This is a genomic window from Planktotalea frisia (assembly GCF_001890925.1).
In the GTDB taxonomy this organism is placed as follows: Bacteria; Pseudomonadota; Alphaproteobacteria; order Rhodobacterales; family Rhodobacteraceae; genus Planktotalea; species Planktotalea frisia.
In genome coordinates, this window is sequence record NZ_MLCB01000221.1 from 1 (window position 1) to 13,935 (window position 13,935).

13 protein-coding genes and 1 pseudogene are annotated in these 13,935 nt (G+C 54.1%); 4 read left to right on the plus strand and 10 right to left on the minus strand.

Annotated elements, in window-relative coordinates; genetic code table 11:
• Positions 1-140: 140 nt before the first annotated feature.
• The 10 genes and pseudogenes from PFRI_RS20190 to PFRI_RS20235 all read right to left on the minus strand — a co-directional run bounded on the left by PFRI_RS20190 (position 141) and on the right by PFRI_RS20235 (position 9,789).
• On the minus strand, positions 141-464 hold the full coding sequence (locus PFRI_RS20190; protein ID WP_072632501.1) for a hypothetical protein: 324 nt from the start codon (positions 462-464) through the stop codon (positions 141-143).
• A gap of 121 nt (positions 465-585) precedes the next feature.
• Positions 586-1,281 carry an RraA family protein gene (locus PFRI_RS20195; protein WP_072632502.1) on the minus strand — a complete coding sequence of 232 codons (696 nt, stop codon included), beginning with the start codon at positions 1,279-1,281 and terminating at the stop codon, positions 586-588.
• Positions 1,278-2,399 (minus strand): cobalamin-independent methionine synthase II family protein, encoded by a 1,122-nt coding sequence (locus PFRI_RS20200; protein ID WP_072632503.1) that lies wholly within the window; start codon positions 2,397-2,399, stop codon positions 1,278-1,280. Before PFRI_RS20200 ends, PFRI_RS20195 begins: the two co-directional genes overlap by 4 nt.
• Positions 2,400-2,421: 22 nt before the next feature.
• Positions 2,422-3,387 (minus strand): cupin domain-containing protein, encoded by a 966-nt coding sequence (locus PFRI_RS20205; RefSeq protein ID WP_072632504.1) that lies wholly within the window; start codon positions 3,385-3,387, stop codon positions 2,422-2,424.
• The gene (locus PFRI_RS20210; protein WP_072632505.1) at positions 3,387-4,376 is read right to left on the minus strand and encodes a nuclear transport factor 2 family protein; all 990 of its coding nucleotides are present in this window, start codon (positions 4,374-4,376) and stop codon (positions 3,387-3,389) included. Before PFRI_RS20210 ends, PFRI_RS20205 begins: the two co-directional genes overlap by 1 nt.
• A gap of 12 nt (positions 4,377-4,388) precedes the next feature.
• Positions 4,389-5,347: pseudogene (locus PFRI_RS20215) on the minus strand (nuclear transport factor 2 family protein).
• On the minus strand, positions 5,344-6,363 hold the full coding sequence (locus tag PFRI_RS20220) for a LacI family DNA-binding transcriptional regulator (protein WP_072632506.1): 1,020 nt from the start codon (positions 6,361-6,363) through the stop codon (positions 5,344-5,346). Before PFRI_RS20220 ends, PFRI_RS20215 begins: the two are co-directional and overlap by 4 nt.
• The gene (locus PFRI_RS20225; protein WP_072632507.1) at positions 6,360-7,400 is read right to left on the minus strand and encodes an ester cyclase; all 1,041 of its coding nucleotides are present in this window, start codon (positions 7,398-7,400) and stop codon (positions 6,360-6,362) included. The genes PFRI_RS20220 and PFRI_RS20225 overlap by 4 nt, the downstream gene beginning before the upstream one ends.
• A complete protein-coding gene (gene hisD, locus PFRI_RS20230) occupies positions 7,397-8,707 on the minus strand; it encodes a histidinol dehydrogenase (RefSeq protein WP_072632508.1) in 1,311 nt (436 codons plus the stop codon). The genes PFRI_RS20225 and hisD overlap by 4 nt, the downstream gene beginning before the upstream one ends.
• A 38-nt stretch (positions 8,708-8,745) precedes the next feature.
• A complete protein-coding gene (locus PFRI_RS20235; protein ID WP_072632509.1) occupies positions 8,746-9,789 on the minus strand; it encodes an ABC transporter ATP-binding protein in 1,044 nt (347 codons plus the stop codon).
• 242 nt (positions 9,790-10,031) lie between these two features.
• Here PFRI_RS20235 and PFRI_RS20240 point away from each other — a divergent pair, with 242 nt between their 5' ends.
• The 4 genes from PFRI_RS20240 (at position 10,032) to PFRI_RS22015 (ending at position 13,728) form a co-directional block, all read left to right on the plus strand.
• Positions 10,032-11,267: an ABC transporter substrate-binding protein gene (locus PFRI_RS20240; protein WP_072632510.1), complete on the plus strand. Its 1,236-nt coding sequence runs from the start codon at positions 10,032-10,034 to the stop codon at positions 11,265-11,267.
• A gap of 105 nt (positions 11,268-11,372) precedes the next feature.
• On the plus strand, positions 11,373-12,395 hold the full coding sequence (locus PFRI_RS20245) for a carbohydrate ABC transporter permease (protein ID WP_072632511.1): 1,023 nt from the start codon (positions 11,373-11,375) through the stop codon (positions 12,393-12,395).
• Positions 12,396-12,398: 3 nt separating this feature from the next.
• A complete protein-coding gene (locus PFRI_RS20250; protein ID WP_072632512.1) occupies positions 12,399-13,280 on the plus strand; it encodes a carbohydrate ABC transporter permease in 882 nt (293 codons plus the stop codon).
• 271 nt (positions 13,281-13,551) lie between these two features.
• Positions 13,552-13,728 (plus strand): DUF4145 domain-containing protein, encoded by a 177-nt coding sequence (locus tag PFRI_RS22015; protein WP_084649789.1) that lies wholly within the window; start codon positions 13,552-13,554, stop codon positions 13,726-13,728.
• The last annotated feature ends 207 nt before the right edge of the window (positions 13,729-13,935 follow it).

Sequence of the window (13,935 nt, forward strand, 5' to 3'; positions counted from 1 at the left end):
GTCTTCAAGGTTGGATACATCTTAGCACGCTGTCCAGTTTTGCCGGACCACTTCACTATCATGCTCGGCACTCTGAACCTCGATGTAAAATCAGGCAGAATAAAGCTGTATGATGGTCGTTATAATATCAGTGATAACCGCTACAAACAGCTAAGCCTCGGTCGTTCGTGGAGAGTTACACTAAGTATCTCAAGTATCAAAGGCGTCATCGTCACGACGGTAAAAAGGCCGAGGACAGAGAGGAAGCTGTTGAACAGAAAGATTTTGATATCGACGAGATTGGATTTGTGCAGATAGACCTCTTTGGGCAGAAGGTAGGACACGAAACTGCCTGGACGCCCGCGCATGATCCACAAAAATGCAACGATCAGCACCGTGAGGGCCAAGTAAAAAAAGGCCAAACGCGAGTTCAAATCAGTGAAACTGGTGTATACGGATTGATAAATTTGAAGCAGGAAGTCCATGGCGATCTCCGAAAACGTTGATCGCAAATTCCTGCAACAATGCGGCTGTATTGAGGCTATTAGACACCAAAATTGCAACATCTGAGCGAAAGCCGCGCGTATTTACGAGGCTTTCAAGATTTTAGGTGCGCGCTTTCTCGAAGGCACTCCACGCTTTTTCGAACGCTTCAAAGTCGAAACCCTCTTGGCGCGCGGGCTCTAGAACAAGTTTTTCCGTCTCGAACATTTTCGCCAAAGCATCACCAAGTTTCGGCAAAACATCCGTTGGGACAACGACGGCACCATGACGATCCGCATGCACGAAATCACCTTGTGCGACGGTTAGGCCAAAGATCGTAACAGGCGTGCCAAGCTCTGTAACATGCACGAACCCGTGGCTCGGCCCGATAGACCCTGCAACAACAGGAAAGCTCGGGGCCATATCGCCCAAGTCACGCATCACACCATTGGTCAGCGCGCCGTTCATGCCGAAACCTTTGTGAACCGTCGTATTCACCTCGCCCCAGTAAGCACCGATGCAGTGGGGAAAATCTTCGTCCTCGACCACAGCGATCGAGGGTTTTGGCCCCTCCGCCATCGATTTGTAATAGGCCATGCGGCGCGCCCGGATTACGTCCGGCGCTTCATCAGGCGGCGCAAGCGCTTTGATCTTCGCGGTCACAGCGTAGCCTGCCATGACTTCTGATGGGGCTGACGCTAACATCGTGCCGCGCGAGAAGCCGTTAAAGCCGCGCTTTCCTTGGGCGACTTCTATGGCATTACACACGCTTGGCGTATCAACGCTGCGCAACAGTTTCAGGAGGGCTGCGTCAATCATGTGAGCGCCGCTCCGTCGCTGAGCGCCTTTAGCTTGGCGTAAGCGATATCAGGATCAACTGCGCCGAAGCCTGCGAATGTGCCGAAACCGCAATCTGATCCAGCGATTACGCGCTCGGAGCCAACGATATCTTTGAAACGCTCAATGCGCTGCGCCACCAGTTCAGGATGCTCGACAAAGTTGGTCGTGGAATCGACCACACCGGGAACAAGGATCTTATTGTCGGGAATATCCGCTTTGCGATCACGGAACACTGCCCACTCATGCCCATGACGCGGATTCGACGTCTCAAACAGCACTTTGCTTGGCTTCACAGACATCAACGTGTCAAACATTTTTGCCATCGGGATATCGCACACATGCGGACCTTCATAGTTGCCCCAGCAGATGTGTAGGCGCACTTTTTCCGCCGGAATATCGCTAAGAGCATGGTTCAACGCCTCTACGTGGCTCTGTGCGATCTTCAGGAATTCTTCGTCTGACAGGTCCATGAACAGCATGTGACGGCTCAGCGCGAGATCAGGGCAATCGAGTTGCAAATCAAGGCCAGCAGCCACAATCGTTTCGTACTCCGTCTTCATAACATCAGCCAAAGCGGCCAAGTACGCTTCGCGGTTCTTGTAGAAATCGTTCTGCAAAAACAGAGAGATAACACCGGGGGATGCGGCGTTCATAAAGCCATGCTCTGCGCCGTGCTCCGCCATGCCTGCTTTGAGGTTGGCGATGTCTTTCTCCAACTCGCCTTGGCCTTTGGATTTGACCTCGTCCACGCATTTGGGCCGTGCGTATTGCGGCGTGCCGCCATCATCTGCGAGCCGCTCAAGGAACTTAGGAAAGAGCTTTAGATCACCCGGTGCGTTGCGATCACTGTCGCCAGAAAAGCCTGTGTAGCGATCCTTCACATAAGTCGCGTAGCTGATTTTTGAGGTCTCGCCGTCCGCGACTATATCAATGCCAGCTTCGACCTGTTTGCGCACGGTTTCAGAGACAGCTTTGGTCATGCAGGCGTCAAAAGCGGCCGTGTCGTAGTCCTCGCCATGCTCGCGCGCGAAGATGAAATCGACCACCTCTTGCGCGCGTGGGAGCGAGCCAACATGTGTCGTTAGAATCTTACTCATTTTGTTAGTCCTTATTATCTGTTCACGCAGTCCAAGTCGGGCCAGCAGAATCACCCGTCGCAACTACATGATAGAGAGACGCTTCGCCCGTCATGGATGGCATTGCGCGGTGTTTGATATTTTCAGGCATGCTCATCGTATCGCCGGGGGCAAGGATGGCTGAACCGCCGTCCCACTCGACGCGCCAATGGCCGCGCATAGGCATCAGCACAGAAGGTTTGTCATGGCTGTGCATCTCTTCTGACGCAGACCCACGCGCAATGAAATCCACCTCGAAACCGGGCTTGTCTTTCAGCTTGCCATTCTCGCCAATCACCTTGGCTGGCGTGCGATCCGCCAAAGACATAAGGTCCCAATAGCGCGCCACATAATGCGGTGTGACTTCGGCCGATGTCGGCTCTGGATAGGTTTTCAACTCTTCGTCCGTGAGCACCGGCATCGGCTTCACACCCAAAGGTAAAACGGCACCCTTTTTGGTGTCATAGAGTGAACCATTGTCGCCCAGAACCAAACCGTGATCTTTTGCATCTTCAATCACTTGCGGTGCCCAAATCACACCGCCGCCCGCATCATCGCCGCCAAGAACAGCCATGATCATTCCATAATCGGTCCCGACATTCTCGAATCCACGGAAAATACCCGTTGGGATGTTGATGACATCGCCCTCTTCCAGCAGCACTTCACCCGCATCGCCCCAACGGCCCCAAAAGAAACGCCAGCGCCCTTTGAGAACGAAAAACACCTCAGCCGTGCGGTGAGAATGCAACGAGTTGCGACACTTGGGCGGTTGGCCTGCTGCGCCAATGTTGAAGCCATGCGGAATGCCGATATGCACGTGCTGATCAGGGCTTTCTGATACACCGCCACCGATGATCGTAAAGTTTTCTTTCTGATCCGAGCCGGGTGTGTGCGCGTCGATGAACGCTGTCTTACAGGGCATCAGATCGCCGTAACGCACAATGCGCTTTTCCATCTCTTGAGGGGTCATCAGATGTCTCCTGTATGCATTAAAATCTGTTTCCAAACAGCAACTTCGTCGATCAAAGCGAACTCGCGTCGGATCGTGCCGTCGGGGTGACCAAACGGGCCGAATTCTGCATGGCTCATTCCCATGATATGAACATCAGCACCAGTCGGCGTGCCAAATGTGCCAAAGCCGGAGTGCGTGCCTGTCAGCGACCAGCGGATCGCGGAACGGGGCGGCATCATCGGATCTTCACGGCCAATTTGGTGGTGAATTTCGAACTTTGCCGTGGGAAAAGAAGACCGCAGGCCAAGCCAGAACAGTTCAGCAGCGTCCCAGCCATGATCAAACATCACGCGCGGATAGCCCAGCGAACACGCGCGGTCATAACGCGTGCGGATTGTTTCCATGCGCTTGTCCATGATGTCCGTGAGAATGCCTGCGTAACGCTCGCCCCAAATGTTGTCGTTGCCGCGCCCATGATAGCCGCCATCTACGTCTTGATCTGGCGTGAAAGGACGCACGCAATTCTCAGGCCCGCCCTCGCGGCGGATCATTTCGGCGGCGTATTCCTGCGGATCCCAGCCAAGTTGTTCGGCCAAACCTGCAACATCGCGGATAAGCCATTCATCATAAATTGTGTCTTCCTTTGCAGCACAATCGGCAATCGCACGGATGATAAATTTCTGGCCTGTCGCTTCGCCGAACGCGCCATTTCCAAGATGTGTGCCCGTGGTCAGAATACGGTGGGACGAAAGATACCCGACCTCTTCATCGCCAGACCAAATCACGTCTTCGCCCTTGAGTTGGCGGTCTGGAAACTCTGCCAAAGTCGCCATGGTGCCATCTATGACACCTGCATTTCCCTGCGCCAAACCTGACGGAAAACGCATTGGAATGTTCTCAGCATAGTAGTGGTCAAGCGTGCGCAACTGACGCTCTTCCCAGATTTCATGCGTGATTCCAAGAATATAGTCTGGGAAATCTTTCCAGCGGTTAGAAAAGCCCTTCATGGCGATCGTCCTTTAACCAGTCTTCAGAGCAATCTGCTTCCAGATCGCTGTTTCATCAAAAAGCGTGTACTCGCGACGCAGCCCCCAAGGGCCGAACTCCGCGTGTGAAATCCCCATGACGTGCACCTCTGCACCCGTTGGACGCCCGAACCATCATGCTTGCCCGTCAAGCTCCAGCGCAGTGCTGCACGCGCAGGCATGAGAGGGTCTTCACGGCCCATCAAGTGTTCAATCTGGAACGTCGCAGACGGAAACGCCGCGCGTAGGCCCATCCAAAAGCTATCAACGCCATCGGTCGAACTAAGTTCTTGTCCACCAGGAAAATAGCCAGTCACCGCGCGATCATAGTGCTGCGGGATAATCGCGAGGTTCGCGTCCATAATCTCGCTTAGGATATGGGCGAATGCGTTGCCCCAGACACTATCATTGCCGCGACCACGATAAGGCCCCTGTTCATCCAGATCAGGATGAAACGGTTGGACACACGCCTCTGGCCCGCCCTCGCGTTCGATCAGATCAACAGCATATTGCTTTGCGTCCCACCCCATCTGACGCACAATCGCGCCTTGATCGCGCACCAGCCATTCATCGTTAATCTGGTTGTTGATCGCATGGCAATCCGCAAGGATGCGGTAGCGCACCTGCTTACCTGTCGCTTCACCGTAAACGCCTTCGCCAAGATGTGTCGCTGTAGACAGAAGCCGATGAGAAGAGAGCATCCCCGTCTCTGGCGTGCCGCACCAAATTACGTCTTCACCCAGCAAGCGGCGATCGGGAAACTCATTCAACGTCGCCATGGTTGCGCCAATCACATCGCGATTGCCTTTGACGAAAGACGCAGGGGAGCGCACGTAAATGCCGTCCGCATAATACTGTTTCAGCGCAGCGATGTTGCGGTCTTCCCATATTTCTTTGGTGACGCCCAAAATATAATCTGGAAAATCTTTCCAGCGCTCATCAAACCCCTTCACTGCGTCCACCCTTCGGGTTTTCGCGCAGAGCCGCGTGCAATAAGCGGTCCGTCGATTTCAATCTTTTGGGCAGGTCTCTCTGGGTCTTCAATCTTGCCGATCAGCGTTTCGACAGTCGCCTCTACCATGCGCCGCACAGGCTGGCGCAAGGTGGTTAGATCATAGGCAGCCCATTGAGCGAGCGGCACATCATCGTATCCGATGACCGAAACGTCCTGAGGTATTTTGCATCCCAACTCGTGCCGTAGTGTGTCCATTACCGCAAAAGCCATATGATCATTGCCGACAAAAATCGCGTCAGGCGCATCTGCGCGCGCCATCAAGGTGCGTGCTGCTTGGCTCGCCACATCGCGATCAAACATGCCGTCCAAAACGTCCAAAGGTTCAAAATTATGATCCATCAGCCCTTCGATAAACCCGCGCCGACGATCCCGACCAGTAGAAGAGCCTTCCCAGCCCGCGATATGTGCAATGCGTTTGTGACCCGCGCGCGCTAGAAAATCAGCAACGCGGCGTCCCCCTTCCACATTGGCCGAAGTGATCGAAGAATGCCCGGATCCGTCTTGACCACGGTTGAACATGACCACAGGAATACCAGCCACAGCACAGCGTTGAGTTAGATCAGACGACATCGCAACCGAGGCTGTGATGATACCATCCACTTGATAATCAATAAGTTCTTGAACAACGTTACTGATACTGTCCTGCGCGTTTTCCGCCATGAAGACGAGGATATGATAACCTTGTTCTTTCAACGCATTCGAAAGCCGTTCAAGCGCAACTGGGTAGAATTGATTGTCGAGATACGCCACAACGAGGCCAATAATCCGGCTTTTCCCCGTTATCATCGCCCGCGCGAGCGAGTTGGGACGATAGCCGAGTTCATCCGCCGCTTTGCGCACTTTCAGAGCCGTTGATTTGGAGGCTGATGCGCCAGAAAACACACGGCTCACCGCAGATTGGCTCACCCCAGCAAGGCGCGCAACGTCAAGCGATGTCGCCTTGGCAGTCATCATCGGGTCATGCCGCTCGGGATAGACAAAGCGCCCAAGTTGCGCACTTTATTGAACTCTCGAAGGCGCGCAAAAACATCGACACCAACTTGCGCATAGAGATCAAGCAGATCAACCAGTACCCAATTCTCGCGGATCAAACCGTTTTCCATGCGCCAGAAATCGAGACTGCGTAAAAACACCTCTTTGCCCGCAGGCGCGATGCCCATCCAACCGTCATCCGAGATCGTCAGACGCATATTTGGCCAGCCTGTTTCACAGACATATTCGCCCTGTCCAAACCACTCCGACATCAGATCACCCATCGCATCCAGTTTGCGATCCGGCATGCCGCGCAGGAACGGAATTTGGTGCCAATTGCGAAACCCTGAAATGCCGCGCCCTGTGCCGATACCCGCAGGGCCGTACCAGTTGAAACGCGGATGCCAGAATTTTTCCAGCTCCATTACCGCAGGATCAGGATCGCTGGGATATTTGCAAAGCGCGGTAAGCATGGCGATCACATGATCCATCGTGGCTTGCCCATCGCCTGTGACGCTCAGGCCATCCCCGCTCATCGGGGCTGGAGTACACAGAAATTTGCCCAGCTGCGGTGCCATGGGCCAAGCCCCCGCTTGCATCATCAATTCGGGCATATCCCAAATCGCTTGCATCTGGATAATCTTGCCATTCTCAACCTGATAAAACTCGTGATAGCGCATATGCGCCAGATGCCCTGTCGGCGGGATTTCCATGAAAGGCGCGACAAACGTGCCCATGTAATTGCCCATGCATCCAATCCAGTCGCGCCCTTCAGGCGTGGTACCCGCAAGCACAATCATATCGCGACGCTCAAGGTCGGGCATGGCCGCGTGCAGCGGTCCGATGCAGGTCTCCCAAAGCGCATCAGGTCCGCTCAGATCGCCAAACGGGTAGCACATATGCAGCGTTGCATCCGGCGCGAACAGATTGTTCAAGACCGCGCGCGCGGATGCTTCTTCAACATCAAACATCGCCGTTTGAAACGGCTTGATCAGCGATTTGAGCGCATCAGGTGTCATTCTGCCGCCGTCCCATAAGGCACGTTCTTGCCGCCATAGCGACGCACACGCAGATTACATTGCTCTGCATGACCGACAAAGCCCTCAAGCATACAAAGGCGCGACCCATAGGCCCCAATTTCTGCCGCAGCTTCATCTGTTGTTACGCGCTGATAGCTATGCGTTTTCAGGAACTTACCAACCCAAAGGCCACCTGTATAGCGCCCTGCTTTCTTCGTTGGTAGCGTGTGGTTCGTTCCGATCACCTTGTCGCCATTGGCCACGTTCGTGCGCGGTCCAAGGAACAAAGCACCGTAAGAATGCATGTTCTCCAAGAACCAATCATCGCGGTCCGTCATCACCTGAACATGCTCTGAGGCGATACCATTCGCGACTGTCAGCATCTCATCATAGGTGTCGCAAAGAATCACTTCGCCGTAGTCTTCCCAACTCGTGCGCGCGGTTTCCTTGGTCGGGAGAATTTCCAAGATGCGCTCAATCTCGACCAGCGTTTCTTCCGCCAGTTTGCGCGAATTCGTCAGCAAAACTGCGGGCGAGTTGTAGCCATGCTCCGCCTGCCCCAACAAATCCGTCGCGCACATTTCAGCATCCACTGTGTCGTCCGCGATCACCATCGTTTCAGTCGGACCCGCGAACAGATCAATGCCGACACGCCCGAACAACTGACGCTTCGCTTCCGCTACAAAGGCGTTGCCCGGACCAACAAGCATATCGACAGGCTTAATCGTTTGTGTGCCAATCGCCATCGCGCCGACCGCTTGCATACCGCCCATTACGTAAATCTCGTGCGCACCCCCCATTTGCATCGCCGCAACGATTGCAGGATGCGGCGCGCCATTCATCGGCGGGGCGGATGCGATGATGCGCGGCACGCCTGCCACATTGGCCGTCAGCACCGACATGTGCGCGGAGGCAACCATCGGAAACTTGCCGCCCGGCACGTAACAACCCACTGATTGCACAGGAATATTCTTATGGCCCAGCACAACACCAGGCATCGTTTCCACCTCGATATCCGTCATGGACGCGCGCTGCGCTTCGGCGAAACGGCGGATTTGCACCTGCGCAAATTTGATATCTTCCATATCGCGCGCAGAGACTTTGCTCATCGCGGCTTCAATTTCCGAAGTGCTTAGACGAAAGCTCTCCGGCTCGTATTTGTCGAATTTCGCGCTTAGATCGCGCACAGCCGCATCGCCGCGCGTTTCGATATCCTTGAGCGTATCTTCCACGACGCCACGCACTTTTGCGTCATCTTCTGCGCGCTCGGCTTCGGGCTTTCCGGCTTTCAAAACTGTGATCGTCATTGGGTCTATCCTGTCAAAATCGTCAAAGGCGGCTGTCTTTAGTCAAGACGCTCGCCTGATTCAGCGTCAAACAAATGGCAAATGTCGGCAGGCATTGCGCCTGTGATCATGTCGCCAATCTCTGCACGGAAACTCTTGTCCGCTTTAATCGACACCAGCGCACCATTGATGCGCACGGTGATCATCGTGGCGTCACCCAGCAATTCCAGCGAATAGATCGGCGCAGTGATCTGGCCTGTTTCAGCTAGGCTCGCATCCTCTGCGCGGAAACCCAAGGTAATCGGCCCGTTTGGCCCTTTGATCCCCGGGATAGAGACGTCGGTCGTCGTGAACACGCCGTCTTTGAGCTGCCCTTCCAGCAAGTTCATCGCTGGATTTCCGATAAAGCTGGCCACGAAGGTATTCGCAGGGCGGTCATAAATTTCCGTGGGTGTTGCCACCTGTTGAACGACACCTTTGAACATCACCACAACACGGTCCGCGAGGGTCATCGCCTCGATCTGGTCGTGGGTCACGTAGACTGTCGTTACCTTCAGCTCGTGCGAGAGGTTCTTGATCTGCGCGCGGGTAGACACCCGCAGTTTGGCGTCCAAATTCGAGAGCGGCTCATCCATCAAGAATACGTTCGGGCGGCGCACAATCGCACGGGCCAAAGCGACACGCTGGCGCTGACCACCAGACAATTCAGCGGGACGGCGGTGCAAGAATTCTGTGAGTTCGACCATCTCGGCAGCGCGTCGCACACGTTCGTCATGCTCGGCCGGATCGGATTTGCGAACCTTTAAAGGAAAGCGGATGTTTTCGTATACGTCCATGTTGGGGTAAAGCGCGTAACTTTGGAACACCATCGCCACGTCGCGGTCTTTGGGATCAAAGTCGTTCACACGCACCCCGTCGACCAAAATATCGCCGCCTGAGGCATCCTCAAGACCTGCGATCATCCGCATCGTCGTGGTTTTGCCGCACCCCGAAGGTCCAAGAAGAACAAGGAATTCCTGATCGGCTATCGTCAGGTCAAAATCGTGAACCCCTACAAAATCGCCCCAGCGTTTCGAAAGGTTGCGCAGCTGAATTTCGGCCATTGGGACTTCCCTTTTTGCATACGAATGCACAAACCTTAAGCGCGAATCGATTGATCGTGCAAGCCTTTGTTTGCTTACCTTTCGTGCGATATTTCCTCAATTATTCCTTGCGTGCTTCTCGAATCATGACATAATTTTGCAATCGTATGCATCTGGTTGGCGATTCGACAGCTAAGCGTCATAAGATAAGAACAAGCGGCTCGAAAAGCAGGCCACACAACACACACGGAGGTTCTTGAACCATGTATTCTTGGAAAAATTTCGCTGCAACGACGGCATTCGCCGTTCTGAGCGGCACAACCGCAATGGCATCTTGCGGCGTTGACGCAGGCCGCGTCAGCATCGTCGGCAACGAATTCCCAGCGATCCAGACAGTTGCAGCAGGCGCTGCAGCTTGCGAAGGTTTGGATGTAAAATCCAACCTCACCGCGGATCACCAGCAGATCAACGTCGCTGGCATGTCCGGCGACCCTGCCGAGTACACAACAGCGATCATCGCCAACTCTTCCGTCGTTGCATTGATCAACGAAGACGTTGTGCGCCCACTTGACGAACTTGTCGCGGCACACGGCGCTGACATCCCAAAGAACCAGTTGATTACAATCGACGGCAAAATCTACGCGGTGGCCTTTATGGCGAACGCACAGACGCTTACATACCGTGCGGACGCTCTTGAGAAAATCGGCATGGACGTTCCCGCGACATACGAAGACATGCTCGCAGCGGCTGAGAAAATGCGCTCCATGGGCGTAGCAGAGAACCCGATCGGTGGTGCCTACAAAGCTGGCTGGAACCTCGCGCAAGAGTTCGTGAACATGTACATCGGCCACGGCGGCGAGTTCTTCAAGCCGGGCTCTGCCGAAGTGTCTGTCAACAACGCACAAGGTGCTGCGACGCTTGAGATGATGAAGTCGCTGACAGCGTATATGAACCCTGACTACCTCACGCACGATTCCAACGCGACAAACGCGGAAGTGGAAGCGGGCAACGTGATGATGTTGAACATGTGGGGCTCGCGCGCGGGTTCTTTGATGGATGACGAAGGCGCAGAAGCCATGGTCTATGAAAACATCAAAGTCGGCGCACCTTTGACTGTCGCTGGCGGCTCTATGCCCGCGACAACGCTCTGGTGGGACGGTTGGTCTATCGCCAAGAACATTTCTGACGCAGACGCGGAAGCCACGTTCCTTGCGATGAAAAATGGCATCAGCCCAAGCATTCTGAACGACGAGACAATGTCTCAGGCGGTTTGGATGATCGACGGCTACACGCCGGCACCTGTCAATGACGGCGTCTTCGCGGCGATCAGCATGCAGGCAGAGCCTTATCCAATGCTCCCATTCATGGGTCTTTTGCACACAGCACTTGGCGACAACATCGCTGACTTCCTGCAAGGCAAAGAAAGCGCAGAGCAAGCGTTGATGGACATCGAAGCGGCCTACACGGCAGCGGCGAAAGAAAAAGGCTTCCTTCAGTAAACACTGAGCGAACCTGACACTTTGTAGGGGGGCGGCACACCTGCCCCTCTACCCTCTCTCCTAACATTTAAGCAGCCAAAGCGGCCCCATAAAGGTTCTCCAGCGATGAAGCATAAAACATTCTTCTGGTTTGTCCTGCCCTCCGCCCTTGCCATGCTGCTCTTTATTTTCCTGCCCATGGTGTCGATTGTCATACAATCCCTGCACGTCTCCCATGAGCAAGTGATTGTCGAAGTTGAAAGCTGCGGCCCATTCGGGTGCCGCCAATCCACGACAATTGACCAAGAAGCCACCGAAGCGCTGCGCGCGGCCAAACCTTTGGGCCAATTTGCAGGTCTCACCACTTATCTTGATCGCGGACATCTGGCTGTGAACGAAGTCGGCCAAGCGTGGGATGCGTCCCAAAGCTGGCGCGCGTTTGGTGCAAGCATGTTGAACCTGCCGTTCTACAAGGCCATGGCCTTTACGCTGACATTCACCTTTGTCGTAACACCCTTGGTCATCATCTTTGGTTTCTTGATCGCCGTTGCGGTCAACAGCGCCACCAAAGTCATTCGCGGCCAACTCATTTTCGTCTCGCTCTTGCCGATGATGATCACACCGCTTGTGGGCGCTCTGATCCTGTTCTGGATGGTGGATGCGCGCGGTATCGTTGGCTCTTTGCTGCAAGATATTTCAGGTGATCCGAACCTGTCCATCAAAGCATCGACCCCGTTGATGTGGATCATGTTGATGGTTTACGGCGTCTGGCACTCTGCCCCGTTTGCTTTCATTGTCTACTACGCGGGTCTTCAAACCGTGAACACCGAAACGCTTGAGGCTGCGATGATCGACGGCGCGACTCGTGCGCAACGCATTCGCTATGTTGTTGTGCCGCATTTGCTGCCGCTCACCACCTTCATCGCGTTGATGCAGTTGATGGATAATTTCCGCGTGTTCGAGCCGATTATCAGTTTCTCTGCTTCTGCGCATGCGACCTCGCTAAGTTGGGCGATCTTCAATGACCTTGGCGGCGAAACCCGTCAGCTGTCCTCTGCGGCGGCGACATCTGTGCTGACCGTAATCGGCATTACCATACTCCTGACGCCTGTGCTGATCCGCACATGGCGCGACTTTGGACGGAAATAAGACATGGCAAGCAAAGCGCATCAAAAACCCGTTCCTTTGACGATTTTCATCACTGTCGTGTTGGGCGTTTGGGTTGTTCTCGCCGCCTTCCCGTTCTTATGGACACTTTGGGGCTCTTTCAAAGTTGAGGGCGACTTCTTTTCCAAAGCCAACTGGGCCGCAGCCCTAACAGGTGAATTGACCCAAGTCGAAACCGGTGGTCAGTTTACAGGCAATGGGTATTACGGCGCATGGGTTGAGGAAGAATTCTGGCGCGCGGCGTGGAACTCTGCACTGGTATGCTTGTTCGTTGTGACGATCTCGCTGACACTCGGCACGCTTGGCGGCTACGCGCTGTCACGCTCGCCCTACAAATACGCATTCTGGTTTCTGATCATTGCACTGGTCTTTCGCGCACTGCCGCAAATCACGCTCGTCTCCGGCTACTTGCCTGTGTTCTTCGAGTTCAACATGTGGGGCCACCTGCCCACCGCAATTGTCGTTCTTATTGCGATCAATCAGCCCTTTACGCTCTGGATGCTGCATTCGTTCTTCAAGAACATCCCGCAGGATCTGGATGAAAGCGCTATGGTCGATGGTTGCAACCGCTTCCAAGCGTTTCGCCATGTGATCGTTCCAGTCATGTGGCCCGGCGTGATCACCACTGGCCTGTTCTCATTCCTGCTGGCCTATAACGACTTCGCGGTCACGACCTTGCTGCTGAACCAAGAAAATCAAACAATGATCCCCAAGATCGGCAGCTTCCTTGGCACGACCCAAACCAAAGGCAACGTGATGTTCGCGGTTTCTGCGGTTGTGTCCGTGACTGCGCCCTTGTTCGTGATGATCTTGGTCTTCCAACGCCAGATCGTTTCTGGCCTGACCGCAGGTGCTGTGAAGGGTTAAGCTCTCCCTCCAAACAAGACATTCAAAAGCCGCGCTCTGCACATTGCGAAGCGCGGCTTTTCTTTTAGTCGGCAGAAATCTCGTACATATTAGCTTTGAGAAAGCATCAACACATACAGCTTTTGAGATAGGAAGCACTGATCAAACATATTCCGATGAATTGCTTGGCGCTCACGTCGCTCAATGCGTTCGATGCGACAAGCTTAGCTTTTGGCTTCTTGGAAAATGTAATTACCCTTTAGTTACTGCCGCTCCATCGCCAACCGATGACATGCCTGACGGAGTTAAACTAGACTATGAAGAAGCAGCACTTATTGCTCAACAATCGCCGCGCGGCGCAGCCGCACTTTTGAGGTTAGCTCTAGAAAACCTCTGCAACCACCTTGGTGATCCTTCAAAAAAGATAAATACAAACATTAAGGACATGGTCGCAAATGGTTTGAACTGAAGTGGTCCTACTAATTCGGACAGGTTTGTGGCTCAGCTAAGATGTAATCGGGTTGGTTTCATGCCGCCTTCTGGGTTCGTGCTGTGTCGAAGAATGCGTCATCAGGGGATCGTTTGTCGAGAGCCGTGTGGGGCCGCTCAGAGTTGTAGAACCTGACCTGCCCCCCGAAACTTCCCTCAGTTTAATGTAGAGTTTGCTCAACCATCG